Raw genomic sequence first — 19,277 nt, forward strand, 5'->3', positions numbered from 1 at the left:
GTGGTTAACTCTCATCAAGGGATTCCACAAGTCCCCGGACCTTGCCCTCGTCTGCCCTGTTTTTTATAACGACACCCAGGGTCTCTTCAGCCGTTTCCCGGTCAATGTGTTCCTTTCCAAGGGCCATGATGGTTCGGAGCCAGTCCACCGTTGCCCTTATTGAGGGCTTCTTTATGACACCCAGTTCCCTTATCCTGTTTATGAACATGACGGTCTCCTGAACAAGAGCGGCAGGTGCAGAGGGGACATGTGCCCTCACAATCTCCATTTCACGTTCAGGGTCAGGGTAGTCGATGTGTATGTAGAGGCACCTGTCTCTTGTCTCATCCAGTAGGTTTCGCTGGGAGTTGGATGTGAGGAAGACCAGTATATCATTTCTAAGGTCAAAGGTTCCAAGGTCATTGACTGTTATCTGTTTTTCTCCAAGTGCCTGAAGCAGGAAACTCTCAACCTCCTCGTCGGCCTTATCTATTTCATCTATGAGGAGGAGTGAGGGTTTCTCATTGATGAATGCTGACAGGAGGGGTCTCTTTATGAAGTACTCCTCGCTGAAGACGTCCTCTGGGGATCCACTGATCCGGGACCTTTCAAGGCTCAGAAGCTGCTTCTGGTAGTTCCATTCCCCGACTATCTGTTCGAATGTTATGCCCTCATAGCACTGTATCCTGAAGAATTCCCTTCCCAGGGCCTCGGCTGCCTTTCTGGCCAGCATTGTCTTTCCTGTGCCTGGGGGGCCCTCCACAAGGATGGGCTTTCCAAGTTCCAGCGCCAGGAAGAGTGTTATCAGGATCTCCCTGTCTGGTACGTAGCCCACCCCCCTCAGTGATGAGTCAATTTCATCCAGTTTTTCTGACGGTTTCATCTTACCACGGATAACCTATGGTTCTGTGCACCCATAAAAATTTTGGTGGGGAGTCACTGGAGCTCTGAGGGCCTTACCTGGACTTTAAAGGCTTCTGATCCCCTTATCACATCCACGTGACATTCCACGTCGATTTTTTCCTCACAGAGTATCCTGTGGATGTCGTCAACTGTCTCCACCGGCTCATCATCGATTGCCACTATCACATCGCCCCTCATCATTCCAGCGTCCCTTGCCGGGCCATCCTGGAGTGATGCTATCATCACGCCCCTCTCTGAGTTTAAGCCGAGTTTTTCCCTGAGTTCATCCCTGATGACTATGTTCTGGCATGAAACCCCTAAGTGGGCCCTCCTTATTTTGCCGTCCTTTATGAGTTTATCTGCAACCTCCCGGACTGTGTTTGAGGGTATGGCGAAGCAGAGCCCCTGGGCTGGCCTTATGAGTGCTGTGTTTATTCCAAGTACCCTCCCCCGGAAGTCCACCAGTGGGCCGCCAGAGTTTCCAGGGTTGAGTGCCGCGTCGGTCTGTATGACCCCATCAACGAGTCTTCCTGTCATTGTCCTGAGGGATCTTCCTGTGGCACTCACCACCCCTGCTGTGACAGTGAACTGGAAGCCAAAGGGGTTGCCTATTGCAAGGGCGAGCTGACCAACCCTCACCCTGCTGGAGTCTGCGAATTCAGGTACCTGGAGTTCTGTTTCAGGTTCAATTTTTATGACTGCAATGTCAGTGTGGGGGTCATCACCCACAACCTCTGCTGTGTGGTGCTCCCCTGTGTGGAGGTTCACGTCTATCCTCTCTGCCCCGTGGATGACGTGGCTGTTGGTTATTATATGGCCGCTCTCTGTATAGATGACCCCTGAACCCCCGCCTGCTGCTCTGCTTCCTGATTTTGACTGTGTTGTTACCCTGACAACCGAGGGGCTCACCGCCGCGGAGGCATCAATGACGGCCCTGGAATATGCATCCATTATTTCTGATTCTTCTAACTCCTTTTCCTCAAATTCATGACTTATGCTTTTATTTCTGGCTTTAAACATTTTTAAATTTCCTGAAATTTTTTAAACCCATATTCAAATCTTTTTAGGTGTTTTTCAGAACCCGAGAAATTTAGTTAACTTAAGTTATTAAAATTGTGGTATATAAAGTTTTTGCATCTGCAGATGATTTTATAAGTAGCTGGTGAGAGAATTATATGGTTACTCAATGGTGATACCCATGGATCTTCTATCGATGGTTTTCATTGGAATTGGCCTGGGGATGGACACATTCAGCATATCAGTGAGCCGCGGTCTTGTGGGCCATGAATCAGGAATCAACTACGCCCTCATAACTGCATTCTCATTCGGGGCATTCCAGGCGTTCATGCCCATCCTCGGATGGATATCCGGCATTGAAATCCAGAGCCTCGTGTCAGCCTTTGCGCCATGGGTTGCATTTACACTCCTCCTTCTGATCGGGCTGAAAATGATATACGAGAGCACCATGCTTGAGGAGGAGGAATTCAAATTCAGTTACCGAGAACTCCTTTTGCTATCAGTTGCAACCAGCATAGACGCCTTTGCTGTGGGTGTCAGTTTTGCACTCCTTAACATATCAATATGGTTACCCATAATAATCATAGGAGTCATCACATTCTTCCTCTCCCTTGCGGGAAGCTATCTTGGAGAGAAGATAGGTCACATCTTTGAAAACCGTATAGAGGCACTGGGTGGTGTCATCCTCATCCTCATTGGTTTAAGGATACTCCTGGAGAACAACGTCCTCTGAGGACCATATTATGGGGGTGCCAGGTCTGAGGGTTGGAATCTGTCAGATGCAGGTAAATGAGAGAAAGGAAGAAAACATCAAAAAGGCCTCTGAGATGATAAGGGAAGCGTGCAGCCAGGGTGCTGAACTTGTGGTTCTTCCTGAGATGTTCACATGCCCCTACGACTCTGAACTCTTCCCTGAATATGCGGAGGATGAGAATGGAGAGACCATAACCGCAATGAGCTCCGTTGCAGCAGAACTGGGGGTCCATCTGGTTGCAGGTTCAATTCCCGAACGAACCCCTGAGGGGATATACAACACATCATTCATCATTGATGATGGTGGTGAAGTCGTGGCGAGGCACAGGAAGGTTCACCTCTTTGATATAGACGTGGAGGGTGAGATAACCTTCAGGGAATCCGACACTCTTATTGCAGGTAGCTCTGTGACCGTTACTGAAACAGGTTCTGCTGTGATCGGGGTTGGTATATGCTATGACATGCGCTTCCCTGAACTCTCAAGGATGATGGCCCTGGGGGGTGCGGAGGTTCTCATATTTCCCGGTGCATTCAACATGACAACCGGTCCAGCCCACTGGAGGCTCCTTGTGCGGTCGAGGGCCCTTGACAACCAGTGCTACTGTGTCGCAGTGTCCCCTGCAAGAAACCCCCGGGCATCCTATGTTGCATACGGTCACTCACTTGTCGCCGACCCATGGGGTTCGGTTATGGTTGATGCAGGTAGCTCAGAATGTGTTCTAACAGCCGACCTGGATATGGAAATGGTGGAGAAAGTGAGAAGGGAGCTTCCACTTCTAAGGAATCGGAGACCAGATGTTTACAGGTGGATGGAGGGAGCTGACCATGAATAGACCCTCCGGGAAATCCATCATCATACTCCTCGTGGGCATCATCCTTGCATTCTCATCATACTTTGTAGCCAACGTGGATATAGGGGGTTATTCCGCGGTATCGGTTGTTTTCATCATATCCATGGCCCTCCCATCATTTATTTCGGTGATAAGGGACCTCAGGAGTCGTGGTGTTATTCTGATACTTGTTCTGGGGGCCTATGCAATTCTGATCGAAACTTTGGCCATAGTAACGGGTTTTCCCTACTCGGAGTTCCACTACACCGGACTCATTGGACTGAAGATACTTGGACACACCCCCTTCACGGTCCCATTCGCATGGCTGCCCCTCTTCCTTGGGTCGGCCTATCTTGCAAAGGAATCTGTTGGTGGGAAACTGAAATTTCTGGGCCTTTCAACCCTCCTTGTGGTCCTCACAGATGTTGTGATTGACCCTGCAGCCGTGACCCTCAAGTTCTGGATCTGGAGTAATCCAGGAATATTCTATGGTGTGCCCCTGCAGAACTTCGCTGGATGGGTGCTCTCAGGTTTCATTGCATCCCTTATTCTGCTTGTGGTTCTGGGTGATTCTACGAAGGAAATGAAATCAGGGGCCATCTCCAGCCTCTACCTGATAATGTGCTTCTGGACAGCGGCCTGCCTCTTCCTTGGACTTGAGATCCCCTTCATAACCGGTTTAATCCTCCTGGCACTCATACTCATTAAAACAAAGGCAAACCTGTGGTAGGATCCTGAATAGTTAAATCCAGAAAACTACAGCAAAAAAACTTCAAGATCAAATCCAGTGAAAGATCTTGTGGTTTATGAGCGCAAGGAAGAGCAGACCTCCAAAGGCTGTGTTGACGTAGGGCAGGTACCAGTAAACCCTCTCTATCCTTATTCTTTCGAAAAGAAGTACAGAAAGGGAAAATGCAGGATACGCAAATACCAGAAAGCTGAGGGGATGTAGATCCGTAAGATAGACGGTGATGAAAGATAATATCAGCCAGAAGGCTGCTGAAAGTGCAAGTGCCGCCTTTTCACCCATGAAGACAGGCGTTGTGTTGATTCCTGCCCTCCTATCATACTCTGTGTCAGGTACGGCAGAGAATATGTGCATGGCAGCGATGTGACAGTAGCCTGCAAGGAGGATTATGGGTTCAGGAAGGCTTCCTGATGCAAGGCTGTAGGCAAATACACCGGGCATTATGTAGAGGTAATTTGATGAAAAATCCAGGAAGGGCCTCTCCTTGAATCTGAGTGGGGGTGCACTGTAGAAATATGATAGGAATAAAAACCCAAGGAAAAGAATGGCCTCCTGTGGTTTCTGTGAAAACATGAGGGCGACGCTGATACCTGTAACTGCAAGCAGTGAATTTCTGAGTTTCCTCCGCTCACTTTGCATCAGCATGTGCTCCCTTGAACCCTTTTTGGGGTTGAGTCTGTCTGTATCCTCATCCCAGTAGTCGTTGACACCGTAGATGAACACGTTAGCCGGGAAAAAGAAGTAGATGAGGTAGATGTAATAGGCTGGTGAGAGAAAATCAGTGAACCCCTTCGCTGCAAGGGTGTACCCAATTACATACGTCCCCCCGGTGTATATCCAGAACCTGAATCGGGATATGCCGACCAGAAAGCCCGTGTAATCTTTTATGGAATTAAAAAGGGATCCTGGGGTCATCTGAGACATTTGAAGGTCCCCTAAATACTCCCCTCATTAACGGCTGCCCTGGGTCTGATGAGCCTCAGCATGTTCAGGAGGGCCCCTGAGACCACCCGGCCCCTTGAGGGCTTCACCTTCCTCCGGTAGACTATGAGGGGGTCCCTTTCGATTATCCTGGACGTCCAGAGGTACATGTCGGCGGCGGTCTTTATGGGTACCAGGTAGCGGTAGGGGATGTAACTGTAACCCTCCTCTGCCCTCCTCTGCCAGTCCCTGTAAATATCAATCTGAGCCCTGAGGAAGGACCTGAAATTATCCTCCCTTCCCCTTATTTCACTTAAATCCAGTGACTCCAGATCAAATCTTTCAAGTTCAGTCAGCGGGAAGTAGAGCCTTCCAAGTTCAACATCCTCTGCTATGTCCCTTATGAAGTTGACGTACTGCATGGCCCTCCCCATGTAGCGGGCGTGGGGATATGAATCCGTGTCAAGGCCCATGATGGATGCCATGAAGAGGCCCACAACCTCAGATGAACCAAGTAGGTACTCCTCAAGGTCAGCCATTGTCCTGTAGGATGATACAGTTATATCCATCTCCATTGATCTTAGAAAGGCCTCTGTCCACTCTTTATTGAAAGCCTTTCTGGCTGAAAGTTCCGCGAACGAATCAACAACCACATCCCCTGTTTTTTCACCTGATGATGCCGCCCGGTAGCGTTCAACAAAGTCGTAGAACCCCCCGGTATCTTGGGGTATTCTATCAACATAGTCATCCGCCTTTCTCAGGAAACTGTAGAGTATGAAAACGTCCCTCCTAACCTTTGGTGGGAAGAAGAGGGTGCTGTAGAAGTATGTTTTGCTTCCCCTTTTGAATATTGAATAGATTTTTTCATCAATCAAGAGCCTATCACCCATATAACCTTTTAAAGTTGCTTTGCCTGAAGGATTCTGGACTATTCACCCATTTCTTCCAGTATCTCTCTGCAGACAATCTGGGAGGATATGAGTGTCATTGGCACCCCTATACCTGGATGGGTGTACTGTCCAGTGTAGTAAAGGTTTTTAACCTTCTTGCTTTTATGTGCCGGTCTCCAGAGGGCGGTCTGCCTGAGGGTATGGGATAGGCCAAGTGCTGTCCCCCTGTATGCATTGTATCGTTCCCTGAAGTCATTTATGGCGAATATACGCTTCACCACCACATGGTCCCTTATCTTCATACCTGTCCTCCCCTCAAGGTCATCCATGACCCTGCTGTAGAGGCCCTCCCTCAGCTCCTGGTTATCCTCCATGCCAGGTGCCAGGGGGACCAGTATGAATAGGGTGTCTGATCCCTCAGGAGCAGCTGTTTTATCCGTCCTTGAGGGAACATTAACATAGTATGATGGCCTCTCAGGCCAGGATGCCTTTTCAGGGTCAAAGACCTGCTGGAATTTGTCTGCCCAGTCCCTCTCAAGGAAGAGGTTATGGTGGTCAAGGGCGTCTACTGTGCGGTCAACACCCACGTAGGCCACAAAGGCTGATGGTGCCAGTACCCTTGAATTCCAGTAGTTCTCATCATAGGTCCTGTGGTCGGCATCAAGGAGTTCAAGTTCACTGTGGGGGTAATCTGCATTCACAAGAACTGCATCGGCATCGTGGATGTTCCTGTCGGTTACAACAGAGGTGGCCATCTTATCTGTAACCTCTATCCTCTTAACCTCTTCATTGAAGTGGAATTCGGCCCCGTTATCAAGTGCAAGTTCATATATGGACTCTGCAACCCTCCTTATGCCACCCTCAGGGTAGAAAACCCCCAGTGTCATGTCAATGTGGGACATGATATGGTACATGGAGGGTGTATCCTGCGGTGCGCTTCCAAGGAAGCCTATGGAATACTGGAGTATCTTTCTTGCCTCATCACTCTCAAAGCGTTTGTTAACAAAGTGCTCAAGGGATTCGAGTATGTTGAGTCTTATCCCCTGAAGCAGGAGTTTGCCATTGAGGAAGTCAAGGATGGAACGGTAGTCCCTGTAGAGCATCTCCTTTACAACAGAATCATAGAGTTCACCTGCTGAATGGAGGTATTCCCTGAGCTTCTCGCCCCCGTTTTCCTCGAAGCTGTCAAAGAGTTCATAATTCCTTTCAATATCGGATGAGACATTTACAACCTTATCATCATCAAAGAATACCCTGTATGCAGGGTCAAGTTGTTTCAGGGAGTAGAAATCCTCAGGTTTTCTCCTGAACTCTGCAAAGAAGTTCTCAAATATGTCAGGCATGAGGTACCATGATGGGCCCATATCAAATGTGAACCCCCCCTCACTGTAGACGCTTGCACGTCCACCTGGACCCTCATTTTTCTCAATAACAGTTACATCCATCCCACCCCTTGCAAGAAGCGCTGCTGCAGATAGACCTCCAAATCCAGCCCCCACTATCACTATCCTCATGAAACCACCGGCTAAAATATTATATATAGTTATATAACGACACTTAAAAAATATAAAAGTTTCATGGGGACTGCAATAAACAATATTACTGAATTGAGTAATTGATGAACACTTCACACAAAAAAGCAGGAGGACTATGACTGGATCTTTTTGAGTGACTTATTGGCAGCCTTCTTGAAGTCCTTATCCCCCTTTCTTCTGGCCTTCTTGATTGGTTCTATGGCCCTCGGATCCCTCAGGTCGCCAAGGGACCTCACGGCGGCAAGTTTAACACCCCAGTCCTCATCCTCAAGGGCACCTATGAGTGGTTCCACGGCCCTCTTATCCCCCAGTTCCCCAAGGGACCTTGCAGCGAATTTCCTCACACCCCAGTCCTCATCCTCAAGGGCCCCAATGAAGTGATCCACAACGCCGGGATCCCCTATCTTCTTGAGGGCGAATGTGGCGTACCTCCTGACCTCCCCCTCTGCAGTGTCCATTATTTCAATGAGCCTTTCAAGGGACAGTTTTCCAAATTCTGCAAGTTTTTCTGCGGCCTTAAATCTAACAGGATGACTTTCATCCTCCAGAAGTCCTGCAAGTATTTCAACTGATTCCTCTGATGGTTCAAGTTCATCCACGACCTTCATCTTTTCCTCTGAATCCATGAGGCAAATCCTATCCTTCAAGGTACTATCAGCCATGAGAATCACCTGATAAATTCACCTGATTGATTCTGTGATAATAAACCGTGATGATAATCTTTTATTCCGCAGCCGATATAAATGTTAATGGACCCCAATTCCCGGCTGGTAGGAGGATGTGAATGCATAAACTGGATGTCAAGAAAAAAAACTCCAGGTGGTATTTCCTGTCTGAGGTTATCAAACTGGGTAGACTTCCATTTCTCGGGGCTGGCCTGATCCTCTATGCCACAGGGGCTGTTCTTGCAGGTATAGGTAGGGGTTACCTCCCCCTCGACCAGTTCATCATGGGATATGCGATCGTGATGCCAGCCCATCTTTCTGTATCCTACAGCAACGACTACTATGACTTTGAACTGGACAACCCTGAGGCTGCAACAGCATATACCGGTGGAAGCGGGGTTCTCCAGAGACACCCTGAACTCAGAGGCTTTGCCTGGAAGTTCGCTGTCCTTCTCATATCAGTATCCCTGACACTTGCAGTTATCTACACTCTCATCTACCGTAACCCTGCAGTTCTTCTCCTTGCAGTTGCCGGTAATCTGCTTGGATGGTTTTACAGTGCCCCACCAGCGAGGCTATCATACAGGGGTTTTGGAGAGGTTGCAACAGCCCTGACAGGCTTCATATTCCCTGCCATGGGTTACTCTGTAATCATGGGTGTGATTGATACCCCTCTAATCCTCTTCTCCATCCCCATAATGCTGCTGCAGCTTGTTTTCATCATAAATGTTGAGATACCTGACCTCCAGGAGGACCTGCTGGGTGGTAAGATGACGTTTCCTGTCAGGATGGGTGTCAGAGCATCCCGAAGGGTTATGGCCTTAAGTGCGGCTGCTGCAACGGTTGCACTGGGTCTTCTTGAATTCTCCCCCCATTTTGATCCCAGGATCAGTTTCCCGCTGATTGCTCTACTTTCACTCACACTCACAGTTCCCTGCATCTATTATTACATCCATAACCCAGATGAAGTCAATGTGAGGGGATCTGAGGTTGTAATGAACTCACTCATAGCCTTCGGGGTCCTTGACCTCCTCTACCTCATCAGTGTCCTGGTGATGCAATGAACACGTTTAAACTGATGGATGGGCTGGAAATATGTGACCTGTCACTTCTCATTGAGGATTCAATGATAATAGCCGACCTCCACCTGGGGTATGAACAGTACCTCACCAGTGAGGGGGTGATGGTCCCTGGATTCCAGTTCAGAAAGATAGTTGAGCGGATAGAATCCATAAGGGACGCATCGGGTGCCTCGGGTATCATCATAAATGGTGACCTCAAGCATGAATTCGGGAGGGTGAGCCGTCAGGAGAACCGGGAAATCATGCGGATGATGGACTACCTCCAGGAAAACTTCAGGGAGATAACACTGATCAAGGGGAATCATGACCCCATAGTACCCCACATGTCTGGGATATCAGGTATTGCGATCCATGAAACCATGAAGGTGGACGATTTCCTCCTGACACATGGCCATGTTATACCTGAAAGACTCGACGCTGAAAACATCATCATAGGCCACGAACACCCATGCGTGGGTCTCAGAAGCGGTGAAAGGGTTGAAAAGATCAAATGCTTCCTCCTGGGGCCCTTCAGGGATATGAACCTCGTTGTCATGCCATCCTTCAATTTCATAACCGAGGGCTCCGACATCCTCCATGAGGCTGTACTATCACCCTTCCTCAGGAAGGCTGAACTTGAGGAATTCCAGGTCTATGGTGTTGAGGACTTTGAGGTTTTCGATTTCGGGACGGTGGGTGCCCTCATGGAGTTCACCTCATCCACAGGATTCAATGGTGGGTGGTGAGGCCCATGATAGTCAGGCAGAAGAAGAAATACTCAGGCAGCAGAATACACTCTGTCCTCCACCCCTGGGTCAGCGAATGGTTCAGGAGAACCTTTGATGACTTCACAGAGGCCCAGAAGTATGCGATAATGGATATACACATGGGGAGGAACGTCCTTGTATCGTCACCAACAGGTTCAGGTAAGACACTCGCCGCGTTTCTTTCCATAATCAGTGAACTCACCACACTTGCGGATAGGGGTGAACTGGAGGACAGTGTCTACTGCATATACATCTCACCCCTTAAGGCCCTTGATAATGACATAGAAAGGAACCTTGAGGAACCCCTCCAGGGTATAAGGGAGATTGCAGAGGAGGAGGGCAGGGATCTTGAGATAAGGAAGGCTGTGCGGACCGGTGACACCACTAGCTATGAGCGCTCCAGGATGCTCAAAAATCCCCCACACATCCTTATAACGACCCCTGAGACGCTCTCAATACTCCTTGTGGCCCCAAAGTTCCGTGAAAAGCTTTCAACTGTGCGCTATGTTATCGTGGATGAAATACACTCCCTTGCAGATAATAAGAGGGGTGTTCACCTTTCACTGAGCCTTGAGAGGCTGCAGCACCTTGTCGGTAACTTCACAAGGATCGGTTTATCTGCGACGGTCCATCCACTTGAGCGTGTTGCAAAATTCCTGGTGGGTTACAGTTATGGTAATGAAAGGGACTGCATAATAGTGGACGTTAACTACCTTAAAGAACTTGACATTGAACTCATCTGCCCGGTTGATGACATCGTGGCCGCTGACCCTGAGGAAATTGGTAATGCCCTCTACGACATCCTCCACGACCTCATAATGGAACACCGGACAACCCTAATCTTCACCAACACGCGGAGCGGGACCGAGAGTGTGGTTTACAACCTGAAAAGTCGCTTCCCTGAGAGTTACACCGATGAAAACATCATGGCACACCACTCATCACTTTCAAGGGAGATAAGGCTTGAAACAGAGGAGAAACTCAAGAGGGGTGAGCTGAAGGCGGTTGTATCGTCAACGTCCCTTGAACTCGGGATAGACATCGGGTACATTGACCTGGTGGTTCTTCTGAGTTCACCAAAATCTGTTTCAAGGGCACTGCAGCGTATCGGGAGAAGCGGGCATCAGCTTCATGAGAAATCAAAGGGACGGATAGTTGTCGTGGACAGGGACGACCTTGTTGAGTGTTCACTCATACTCAAGAACGCCGTTGAGGGTAAAATAGATTCCATAAGGGTACCCGAGAACTGCCTGGATGTCCTGGCCCAGCACATATACGGGATGGCCATTGAGAACCCGTGGGACATTGACCATGCCCTGGAGGTTATAAGGAACAGCTACTGCTACAGGAACCTCAGAAGGGAGGATTACCTCTCTGTACTCAGCTACCTTGCAGGGGAGTATGCGGAGCTCGAGGAGAGGTACGTCTACGCCAAGATCTGGGTTGACCACGACAAGAACATGTTCGGGAGGAGGGGTAAACTTGCCAGGATGCTCTACTCCACCAACATAGGGACCATACCCGATAGGAGCGCTGCGGTTGTTAAGTGCAACGGAAAGGTTGTGGGGAGGATAGAGGAGGACTTCATGGAGAAACTCAGGAAGGGCGACACCTTTGTTCTCGGCGGGAAGATCTACAGATTCAACTATGCAAGGGGCATGACCGTCAATGTCAGCCCCGCCTCAGGACCCCCCAACATTCCATCATGGTTCTCAGAGCAGCTGCCCCTCTCCTTTGACCTTGCAGTTGACATACAGCGCTTCAGGGACATTATGGATGGTAAGTTCCAGTACGGGCGTTCAAAGGCAGAGATAACAGAGTTCATAATGGACTACCTCCACGTGGATGAGAGGGCCGCAGGTTCAATCTACGAGTATTTCCGTGAACAGTACCTCTACGCGGCAATACCCAGCATCAGGAGGATGCTTGTTGAGTACTACACTGGCTTCGGGGGTAGAAAATTCATCGTCTTCCACAGCCTCTTTGGAAGGAGGGTTAACGACGCCCTATCAAGGGCCGTTGCCTATGTCATTGCAAGGCGTTACCGGCGGGACGTTATGATATCTGTATCTGACAATGGATTCTATCTGAGTTCAGAGGGAAAGATGGGTGGTCTCGAGTCATTCATGGAACTTGAACCTGAGAACCTCAGGGAGATACTTAAGAAGGCCCTTGACCGGACAGAAACCCTTGCAAGCAGGTTCAGGCACTGCGCTGGCCGTGCCCTCATGATACTCCGCAGGTACAGGGGGGAGGAGAAGTCTGTTGGCAGGCAGCAGGTGAGGGGTAAGATACTACTTAAATTTGTGAGTGAACTGGATGACAGGTTCCCCATACTCGAGGAGGCCCGCAGGGAGGTTATGGAGGACTACATGGACATCGAGAATGCCATCAGGGTCCTGGAATGGATCCGTGATGGTGAGATGGAGATCAAGCAGTTTGACACGAGGATACCCTCTCCATTTGCCTTTAACCTGGTTGCCCAGGGTTACCTGGACGTGCTCAAGTATGAGGACCGGATAGAATTCATCAGGAGGATGCATCAGGCTATATTAGATGAGATCAGATGATCTTCCAACGCAGAAAGAACAGAAAACTGATATCATCTTTTCTTCAAGGATGAAATCAGGTAATCATAAGTTATGAAAAAGAACCAGAAACTGGTGTCATATTCCCTTAAGAACAAGCAAAGTCATGAAAAAGAACCAGAAACTGGTGTCATATTCCCTTAAGAACAAGCAAAGTCATGAAAAAGAACCAGAAACTGGTGTCATATTCCCTTAAGAACAAGCATCATGTTACCTCCCCTCCTGAACTCATAGTCCACCGAGACCGTGAATGCATCAAATTCATCTCTTTTATCCTCCAGTATGCCTTCTGCATAATCTGAGAGTTTTCCGTTCTCCTTGACAATCGGGTATATCCTCACCTCTGAGCTGACGCGTATCATCTCAGAAATGGCCCTTTCATGAAATTCCCTGTCAAGCCTGTGGTCATATATGAAGAGGAGATGGGATGAGAGAAGGAGATCAAACTCATCATCATCAAAGGGTAAATCCCTGAGGTCCCCCCTCACGTAAAGTTCAGGGTGTTCTCTGTAGCTTTCCTCAAAACACCCGCAGGCATTCAGGCGTTTTTCAAGCATCTCCTCAGGTGAAGAGTAGAACCTCCACACGAAATGGTTCCTGATCCTCTTAAGGGCATCTGTGAGTGCCATGAGGTGCTCCCTGCACATATTCCCAAGAGTATCTGCCTCCTCACCATACATGATGTCACAGGCCCTCACATCAAGGCCCCTCTTCGCCATGATTGGTGTGAATGAGCTGGCACCCGCTGGACAGTCAAGTATTCGCAACCCCTTAAGTTCGTTTATCCTGAGATCAAACATCTTCATGTATTCCTGGCATGTGCGGGCGGTGAAGAGGGGTCCCTCTATAACCTGCATAATGTCACCTGTCTATAGTTGTGTTGTATGTGATACTTTAGCATGCACCATGGTGAAGAGGACCTGTGTGTAGACCTCCATCACTAATCTTTATGTGATGCCTTAGCTTGCAAACCATCCCACACAACCGAAATATTTATATACTAGAATTCTAACATATAGGTTTGTGTGTCTCATACACACATCACCCCCTTAAATTATTGCTTTCAACTTCCGGGATATTTTGTTCTGTTGAAAGCACCAAAAAATCAGCTTCCAGAGATAAAAAACGAAAAAGCACCTCCCCGTTTTTTCACTCCTAACAACCCCCCTTTAAATCTCTGGAAGCTACCCCCCATACTAAGGCAAGCAGATGATTCTGATTTTGAGAGTTCCTCCATGATATTCATGACTCCATTATCACCAGGTTCTTATAACCTCTGAGTATCACAAAGAGAACAGTATTTATGCGTCCATCAACATATCAGTAACCATGAGGGCACTTGTGGTATATTATTCAAGAACCGGGCGTACCAGGGATGTGGCATCTCAGATCGCCAGGGAACTCAAATGTGACATCGAGGAGATAAGGGACACCCAGAATCGAACCGGTATCATAGGGTTTTTAAAATCAGGTTACCAGGCTGCGAGGGGCAAGGACACCGTACTTGAACCCTATGAAAGGGACCCCTCAGACTATGATCTTGTGATAGTTGGTACACCTGTCTGGGCAGGTAATCCATCGGTACCGGTGGGCACCTACCTCAGGGAAAACGCATCAAAGATAAAGAATGCTGCCTTCTTCTGTACATATGGTGGAAGCGGTGCAGAGGGAACATTCAGGCGTATGAGCGAGACCATAGGAAAGGAACCCATCCAGACAGTCGCCATAACCGAGAGGGAGATAAAGGAGAATACCTGTGACTGCAAGATAGAACCCTTTGTAAGGGACGTTGAAGCAGCATTCAGAACTGAGGAATAGTCCGGATCTTAAGCATCTTCCTCAATAACTGCCTGCTAATTGCAGTGAAAAGGCGTTCTGACCTTTCAGTCCCCGGGTGAATCGATATCCTCATGGTATGGCTTTATATCGATAACAGGTGAGCCATCCAGTGCATCAAGGCCCCTCACCCTGAGGAAATCACCTGACTCCAGCAGCTCCACCAGGCACAGCCCTATCGGGTTGGGCCTTGCAGGGGCCCTTGTTGAAAAAACACCCCTCTTCTTCTTTTTACCCCGCGGAACAACCTTAAGAACATCCCTTTCAGCCAGGTGCTGCCAGTAGAGAACAAAGAGGTACCTGAAAAGTTCAATTCCCTCCCGGGCGTCACGGTACTCCGGGAAGATGTGAATCTCGCTCTCCTCCATTGAGAGCCTCCCCTGGTGAGGTGCCTCCCCCCTCCCCATGAATGGGGATCTCACAAATCCAACAGGCCTTATCTTTATCTCCACAGATACCCTCCACAGATCCCTGAAAATTAAACCTTAAATTCCGCTATAACGGTACATGGTGCACTGTCAACCCCCTCAATGGTCCACGGAACCACAAAAACCCTCTCAATAACCTCCGGAGCACTCATCAGTTTCATATCCTCCAGGATGAGAACTGGCTCCCCATAATCAGGGTCCTCAGTGAAGGCCATTATGTGGGCCATCTCGCCCTCAGATGGGTGTTCTGGATTTGATATTGATATGCAGTCCACCCCTATGGCCCTGATACCCCTGAAGTTCCTCCTTATGTTATCAATAAGTTCAGGGGTTATCCAGGGGTTATCCTGCAGGTAGGTGTCCCCACCCCTCACTGACTCGAAGCCCGTCCTTATGAGGAGGAGGTCGCAGTCGGGAATCTCAATGTCACCGCTCCCTATGGGGTCCCCTGGCCCCACATCAACGTCCACAGTGCAGACGTCATTGAATACAAGTTCTTCAATACTGTATTCACTTATCCTCTTTCCGCCCTCAATGAAATGGGCCGGGGCATCTACATGGGTCCCGGCATGGTTGGATGTGATGATGGTGTGGGTCTCATACCCATCCACAGGTATCATGTTCCTGATTGATATCCTCACATCGTCAAGTGCCGGGTGAACCGGTGAACCATCCTCCAGTGGATGCGAAAGAAGTTCATACATGGTATATCCCCTGTACTAAGGACATTTGCTCCTGCAGTTTTCTATAATATCCGCCACGCCCCTATCGGTGAGGTGGTAGCGTGCCATCTTACCATCCCTTTCATAGTCAACGATTCCCGCACTTCTCAGAATTCTGAGCTGGTGAGAAACCGCTGACTGGGTCATCTCAAGGAGGGATGCGAGTTCACAGACACACAGTGAATCCACGGTGAGTGCCTCGATTATCCTGAGCCTTGTGGGCTCGGATAATATTTTGAAGAGGTCACAGAGTCCTTTTATTTCATCGTCGTCAGGCATCGACTCCCTCACCATGAGCACCCGGGCCTCATTGGCATCATCGATTTCACAGACATCACTCTTCATAGAATAATTTATAGATGAAACTGCAGATAATAATAACGTCACCATGATGGTGAAGCAGGATTAAAGAACGGGTAAAGAGCCATGGCAGTGGACTGGATAAGAATAATGGACATTCTGGGGGCTGAACACACCTACGCCACAGGTCCCCGTGGAAATGCAATTGACATACGGGTCAGTGAGAGGAAGATAACCGTCACCTACCTCAGGAATGGCAACCCTGCCCAGAGGGTCTTTCTGAAATCAAACATAGTTTACTATGAGTACAGCTCCGAACACCTCAGGAAAAAGTATGAGAGGCAGGTCTAAGATGAACACCATCATATTCGATATTGATAAAACGCTGCTTGTGGGATCCCACTGTCACTTCTACTCCTTCAGGCAGGCGTTCAGGGAACTTTTCAATGCTGATGTTGAAATAGACATCGAAAGAATCCAGGGGATGACCGATAAGGAGATAATATTCCAGACCGCATGGAAGTACGGTCTTGAAATCAGCGATGGGGACTTTGTGAGGATAGTGGATAGGATTTCCTATAACTACCGCCTGAACCTTGAGAGGGATAACATAAGAGCCCTGCATGGTGCAGAAATTATCCTTAAAAGGCTCAGTGAAGCCGGAACACCCCTCGGAGTTGTGACCGGAAACATTGAGCCTGTTGCATGGTTGAAGCTCAGAGAGGCCTCATTTGATGGATACTTCAACTTCGGGGGCTTTGGCAACGAGGGGTGCAGCAGGGCCTCGATACTGAGGCTTGCCCTTGAAAGGGCCTCCTCAATTTACGGGCGGCTACGGCGGGAAAATGTTATAACCGTAGGTGACACTCCACGGGATATTGAAGCCGGGAGGGAACTTGGCTTGAGGACCGTGGGGGTTGCCACAGGGGACTTCACGGTTGATGAACTGGAGGCAGCCGGTGCCGACCACGTCCTTGAGTGTCTCGGTGACGTTGATGCCTTCCTTGAGATAACAGGTTATGGTACTGCAGTGAGCGTTATGGGTGATTGAATGAAGGTTCTTGTAACCGGGGCCTCGGGTATGCTTGGAAGTGACCTCATTGATGTCCTGAAAGAAAGACATGAGGTTTTAACGTCAGGAGACCTTGACATCCGGGACCTTGAGGGTGTCATGGAACTTGCAGCCAAAAAGCGTCCGGATACCATCATACATGCAGCTGCATTCACAGACGTTGACTGTGCCGAATCGGAGCGTGAAACAGCCTATCAGGTGAACGTTCTCGGGACCCGGAACGTTGCTGCCGCTGCATCACAGACAGGCGCCAGTCTGGTTTACATATCCACCGATTATGTTTTTAATGGTAAGAAGGGTGAAGAATACTTTGAATTTGATGAACCGGATCCTCTGAACTTTTACGGGAAAACCAAGTACCTGGGTGAACTTGCTGTGCGTGATCTGACAGATAAATTCTACATAGTAAGGACCTCCTGGCTATTTGGGAGGAACGGGAGAAACTTTGTAAGTACCATGGTGGAACTCGCAGAGAGGGGTCATGAGATAAGTGTTGTTGATGACCAGTATGGATCCCCAACATACACCCGTGACCTTGCAGGTGCAATCGGGAAGCTTATTGAAAGGCCCGCATATGGTGTTTATCATATAACAAACTCTGGCCACTGCTCATGGTATGATTTTGCCAGGGAGATATTCCATGCGCTGCAGATGGGTGTTAAGTTGAAACCTGTAAGGAGCCATGAATTCCCGAGACCCGCCCGCAGACCATCATTCTCTGTCCTCAAAAATTATAACTGGATCATGGAGGGCTTTAAGCCCCTCAGAAGCTACAGGGAAGCCCTTAAGGATTACCTTGAGGAAATGAAATCAATTAATGGAGGTGGACCATGAAGGGCATAGTGCTTGCAGGGGGTTCAGGAACCCGCCTCTACCCCATAACAAGGGCTGTTTCAAAGCAGCTTCTCCCGATATATGATAAGCCAATGATATATTATCCCCTATCTGTGCTGATGCTCGCGGGTATAAGGGATATCCTCGTGATATCAACCCCAAGGGATCTTCCACTCTACAGGGACCTCCTGGGGGACGGGTCACAGTTCGGTGTCAGGTTCGCCTATGAGGTGCAGGAGGAACCCCGCGGTATTGCCGATGCATTCCTTGTGGGAAGGGAGTTCATTGGAGATTCCAGGGTTGCCCTGGTGCTGGGTGATAACGTATTCTACGGGCACAGGTTCAGTGAAATACTCCAGAGGGCTGCGTCCATCAGGGAGGGTGCTGTCATATTCGGTTACTATGTAAAGGACCCGCGACCCTTCGGTGTTGTTGAGTTCGACGGGGAAGGAAGGGTTATATCAATAGAAGAAAAACCTGAAAGACCCAGATCCAACTACGTTGTCCCGGGCCTATACTTCTATGACAACCAGGTGGTTGAAATTGCCAGCAGGATAGAGCCATCAGAGAGGGGGGAGCTTGAGATAACATCCGTCAACGAGGAGTACCTGAAGATGAAGAAGCTCCGTGTGGAGCTCATGGGCCGTGGGATGGCCTGGCTTGACACCGGTACCCATGACGGCCTTCTGGAGGCAAGCAGTTTCATAGAGACCATACAGAAGAGGCAGGGATTCTACATCGCATGCCTTGAGGAGATAGCATACAACAATGGATGGATCACAAGGGATGATCTCCTTGAAATGGCAGAAAAACTTGAGAAGACAGAATACGGCAGATACCTCAGAGACCTTGCGGAGGGAAACTTCCATGGGTAACTTCAGATTCCAGAGAACCAGGCTTGATGGTGCAATCATCATAGAACCGGAGGTCTACGGAGATGAACGTGGATACTTCATGGAGACCTTCAACCAGGCACTATTCAGGGACCATGGCCTTGATATCACATTTGTCCAGGACAACGAATCCATGTCCCGCAGGGGCGTCCTCAGGGGCCTTCACTTCCAGCTGAAGAGGCCCCAGGGAAAACTCATCAGGGCTGTGAAGGGTGAAATCTTTGATGTTGCAGTGGACCTTCGCAGAGACTCAGAGACTTACGGTGAATGGGTGGGTGTTCACCTTTCAGAGGAGAACAGGAGGGAATTCTTCATTCCCGAGGGATTTGCACACGGATTTCTGGCCCTCGCAGATGAGTGCATAGTTAACTACAAGTGCACAGAACTCTACCTCCCTGAATACGACTCTGGCATTCCATGGGACGACCCTGACATCGGTATAGAGTGGCCCCTGGAGCTGGTGGATGAACTCATAATTTCAGATAAGGACATGAACTGGAAGCCCCTCCGTGAAAGACCAGTTTACCTCTGAGGA

The 19,277-nt window shown here is 49.0% G+C and carries 22 protein-coding genes; 12 read left to right on the forward strand and 10 right to left on the reverse strand.

Annotated features, from left to right (window positions below):
- Positions 1 to 4 precede the first annotated feature (4 nt).
- The gene (locus FVF72_RS02630; RefSeq protein WP_147671120.1) at positions 5 to 862 is read right to left on the reverse strand and encodes a MoxR family ATPase; all 858 of its coding nucleotides are present in this window, start codon (positions 860 to 862) and stop codon (positions 5 to 7) included.
- 53 nt (positions 863 to 915) lie between these two features.
- Positions 916 to 1,833 (reverse strand): S1C family serine protease, encoded by a 918-nt coding sequence (locus tag FVF72_RS02635; protein ID WP_238523390.1) that lies wholly within the window; start codon positions 1,831 to 1,833, stop codon positions 916 to 918.
- Between the two features lie 247 nt (positions 1,834 to 2,080).
- Here FVF72_RS02635 and FVF72_RS02640 point away from each other — a divergent pair, with 247 nt between their 5' ends.
- The 3 genes from FVF72_RS02640 to cruF are packed head-to-tail and all read left to right on the forward strand — an operon-like array spanning position 2,081 to position 4,212.
- Positions 2,081 to 2,632 (forward strand): manganese efflux pump MntP family protein, encoded by a 552-nt coding sequence (locus FVF72_RS02640; RefSeq protein ID WP_147671121.1) that lies wholly within the window; start codon positions 2,081 to 2,083, stop codon positions 2,630 to 2,632.
- A gap of 10 nt (positions 2,633 to 2,642) precedes the next feature.
- Positions 2,643 to 3,485: a carbon-nitrogen hydrolase family protein gene (locus FVF72_RS02645; protein WP_147671122.1), complete on the forward strand. Its 843-nt coding sequence runs from the start codon at positions 2,643 to 2,645 to the stop codon at positions 3,483 to 3,485.
- The gene (gene cruF, locus FVF72_RS02650; protein WP_147671123.1) at positions 3,478 to 4,212 is read left to right on the forward strand and encodes a bisanhydrobacterioruberin hydratase CruF; all 735 of its coding nucleotides are present in this window, start codon (positions 3,478 to 3,480) and stop codon (positions 4,210 to 4,212) included. Before FVF72_RS02645 ends, cruF begins: the two co-directional genes overlap by 8 nt.
- Positions 4,213 to 4,260: 48 nt before the next feature.
- Here cruF and FVF72_RS02655 read toward each other — a convergent pair whose 3' ends face one another.
- The 4 genes from FVF72_RS02655 to FVF72_RS02670 all read right to left on the reverse strand — a co-directional run bounded on the left by FVF72_RS02655 (position 4,261) and on the right by FVF72_RS02670 (position 8,238).
- Positions 4,261 to 5,145, reverse strand: coding sequence for a prenyltransferase (locus tag FVF72_RS02655; protein WP_255503774.1), 885 nt, complete (start codon positions 5,143 to 5,145; stop codon positions 4,261 to 4,263).
- A 20-nt stretch (positions 5,146 to 5,165) separates the two neighbouring features.
- Positions 5,166 to 6,026: a phytoene/squalene synthase family protein gene (locus tag FVF72_RS02660; protein ID WP_255503775.1), complete on the reverse strand. Its 861-nt coding sequence runs from the start codon at positions 6,024 to 6,026 to the stop codon at positions 5,166 to 5,168.
- 53 nt (positions 6,027 to 6,079) lie between these two features.
- Positions 6,080 to 7,555 carry an NAD(P)/FAD-dependent oxidoreductase gene (locus FVF72_RS02665; protein WP_147671126.1) on the reverse strand — a complete coding sequence of 492 codons (1,476 nt, stop codon included), beginning with the start codon at positions 7,553 to 7,555 and terminating at the stop codon, positions 6,080 to 6,082.
- A gap of 134 nt (positions 7,556 to 7,689) precedes the next feature.
- Complete coding sequence (locus tag FVF72_RS02670; protein ID WP_147671127.1) at positions 7,690 to 8,238, reverse strand: HEAT repeat domain-containing protein; 549 nt, start codon at positions 8,236 to 8,238, stop codon at positions 7,690 to 7,692.
- Between the two features lie 122 nt (positions 8,239 to 8,360).
- On the opposite strand from FVF72_RS02670, the gene FVF72_RS02675 reads away from it, so the two are divergent.
- From FVF72_RS02675 to FVF72_RS02685, 3 genes are read left to right on the forward strand one after another with little or no spacing between them, the layout of a single operon-like run.
- A complete protein-coding gene (locus FVF72_RS02675) occupies positions 8,361 to 9,305 on the forward strand; it encodes a prenyltransferase (protein WP_147671128.1) in 945 nt (314 codons plus the stop codon).
- Entirely contained in the window at positions 9,302 to 10,048 is a 747-nt protein-coding gene (locus FVF72_RS02680; protein WP_147671129.1) for a metallophosphoesterase, read from the forward strand. Before FVF72_RS02675 ends, FVF72_RS02680 begins: the two co-directional genes overlap by 4 nt.
- 5 nt (positions 10,049 to 10,053) lie before the next feature.
- Entirely contained in the window at positions 10,054 to 12,639 is a 2,586-nt protein-coding gene (locus FVF72_RS02685) for an ATP-dependent helicase (protein WP_147671130.1), read from the forward strand.
- Positions 12,640 to 12,839: 200 nt separating this feature from the next.
- Here FVF72_RS02685 and FVF72_RS02690 read toward each other — a convergent pair whose 3' ends face one another.
- The gene (locus FVF72_RS02690; RefSeq protein ID WP_013295199.1) at positions 12,840 to 13,514 is read right to left on the reverse strand and encodes a class I SAM-dependent methyltransferase; all 675 of its coding nucleotides are present in this window, start codon (positions 13,512 to 13,514) and stop codon (positions 12,840 to 12,842) included.
- 472 nt (positions 13,515 to 13,986) lie between these two features.
- Here FVF72_RS02690 and FVF72_RS02695 point away from each other — a divergent pair, with 472 nt between their 5' ends.
- Positions 13,987 to 14,475 (forward strand): flavodoxin, encoded by a 489-nt coding sequence (locus FVF72_RS02695; protein ID WP_052292714.1) that lies wholly within the window; start codon positions 13,987 to 13,989, stop codon positions 14,473 to 14,475.
- Between the two features lie 65 nt (positions 14,476 to 14,540).
- Here FVF72_RS02695 and tsaA read toward each other — a convergent pair whose 3' ends face one another.
- Genes tsaA through FVF72_RS02710 form a run of 3 tightly spaced genes read right to left on the reverse strand, consistent with a single transcriptional unit; the run spans position 14,541 to position 15,988 of the window.
- Complete coding sequence (tsaA, locus tag FVF72_RS02700) at positions 14,541 to 14,945, reverse strand: tRNA (N6-threonylcarbamoyladenosine(37)-N6)-methyltransferase TrmO (RefSeq protein ID WP_147671132.1); 405 nt, start codon at positions 14,943 to 14,945, stop codon at positions 14,541 to 14,543.
- 26 nt (positions 14,946 to 14,971) lie between these two features.
- Positions 14,972 to 15,625 carry a cyclase family protein gene (locus tag FVF72_RS02705; protein WP_013295196.1) on the reverse strand — a complete coding sequence of 218 codons (654 nt, stop codon included), beginning with the start codon at positions 15,623 to 15,625 and terminating at the stop codon, positions 14,972 to 14,974.
- Between the two features lie 15 nt (positions 15,626 to 15,640).
- On the reverse strand, positions 15,641 to 15,988 hold the full coding sequence (locus FVF72_RS02710) for a metalloregulator ArsR/SmtB family transcription factor (RefSeq protein ID WP_013295195.1): 348 nt from the start codon (positions 15,986 to 15,988) through the stop codon (positions 15,641 to 15,643).
- 81 nt (positions 15,989 to 16,069) lie between these two features.
- On the opposite strand from FVF72_RS02710, the gene FVF72_RS02715 reads away from it, so the two are divergent.
- The 5 genes from FVF72_RS02715 to rfbC are packed head-to-tail and all read left to right on the forward strand — an operon-like array spanning position 16,070 to position 19,274.
- Complete coding sequence (locus tag FVF72_RS02715) at positions 16,070 to 16,294, forward strand: hypothetical protein (protein ID WP_013295194.1); 225 nt, start codon at positions 16,070 to 16,072, stop codon at positions 16,292 to 16,294.
- On the forward strand, positions 16,278 to 16,994 hold the full coding sequence (locus FVF72_RS02720) for an HAD family hydrolase (RefSeq protein WP_238523388.1): 717 nt from the start codon (positions 16,278 to 16,280) through the stop codon (positions 16,992 to 16,994). Before FVF72_RS02715 ends, FVF72_RS02720 begins: the two co-directional genes overlap by 17 nt.
- Positions 16,995 to 17,849, forward strand: coding sequence for a dTDP-4-dehydrorhamnose reductase (rfbD, locus tag FVF72_RS02725; RefSeq protein WP_013295192.1), 855 nt, complete (start codon positions 16,995 to 16,997; stop codon positions 17,847 to 17,849).
- Positions 17,846 to 18,724, forward strand: a complete 879-nt coding sequence (rfbA, locus tag FVF72_RS02730; protein ID WP_013295191.1) for a glucose-1-phosphate thymidylyltransferase RfbA — start codon at positions 17,846 to 17,848, stop codon at positions 18,722 to 18,724. Before rfbD ends, rfbA begins: the two co-directional genes overlap by 4 nt.
- The gene (gene rfbC / locus FVF72_RS02735) at positions 18,717 to 19,274 is read left to right on the forward strand and encodes a dTDP-4-dehydrorhamnose 3,5-epimerase (protein ID WP_013295190.1); all 558 of its coding nucleotides are present in this window, start codon (positions 18,717 to 18,719) and stop codon (positions 19,272 to 19,274) included. Before rfbA ends, rfbC begins: the two co-directional genes overlap by 8 nt.
- Positions 19,275 to 19,277 lie beyond the last annotated feature (3 nt).

It is taken from the genome of Methanothermobacter sp. KEPCO-1 (assembly GCF_008033705.1).
In the GTDB taxonomy this organism is placed as follows: domain Archaea; phylum Methanobacteriota; class Methanobacteria; order Methanobacteriales; family Methanothermobacteraceae; genus Methanothermobacter; species Methanothermobacter marburgensis.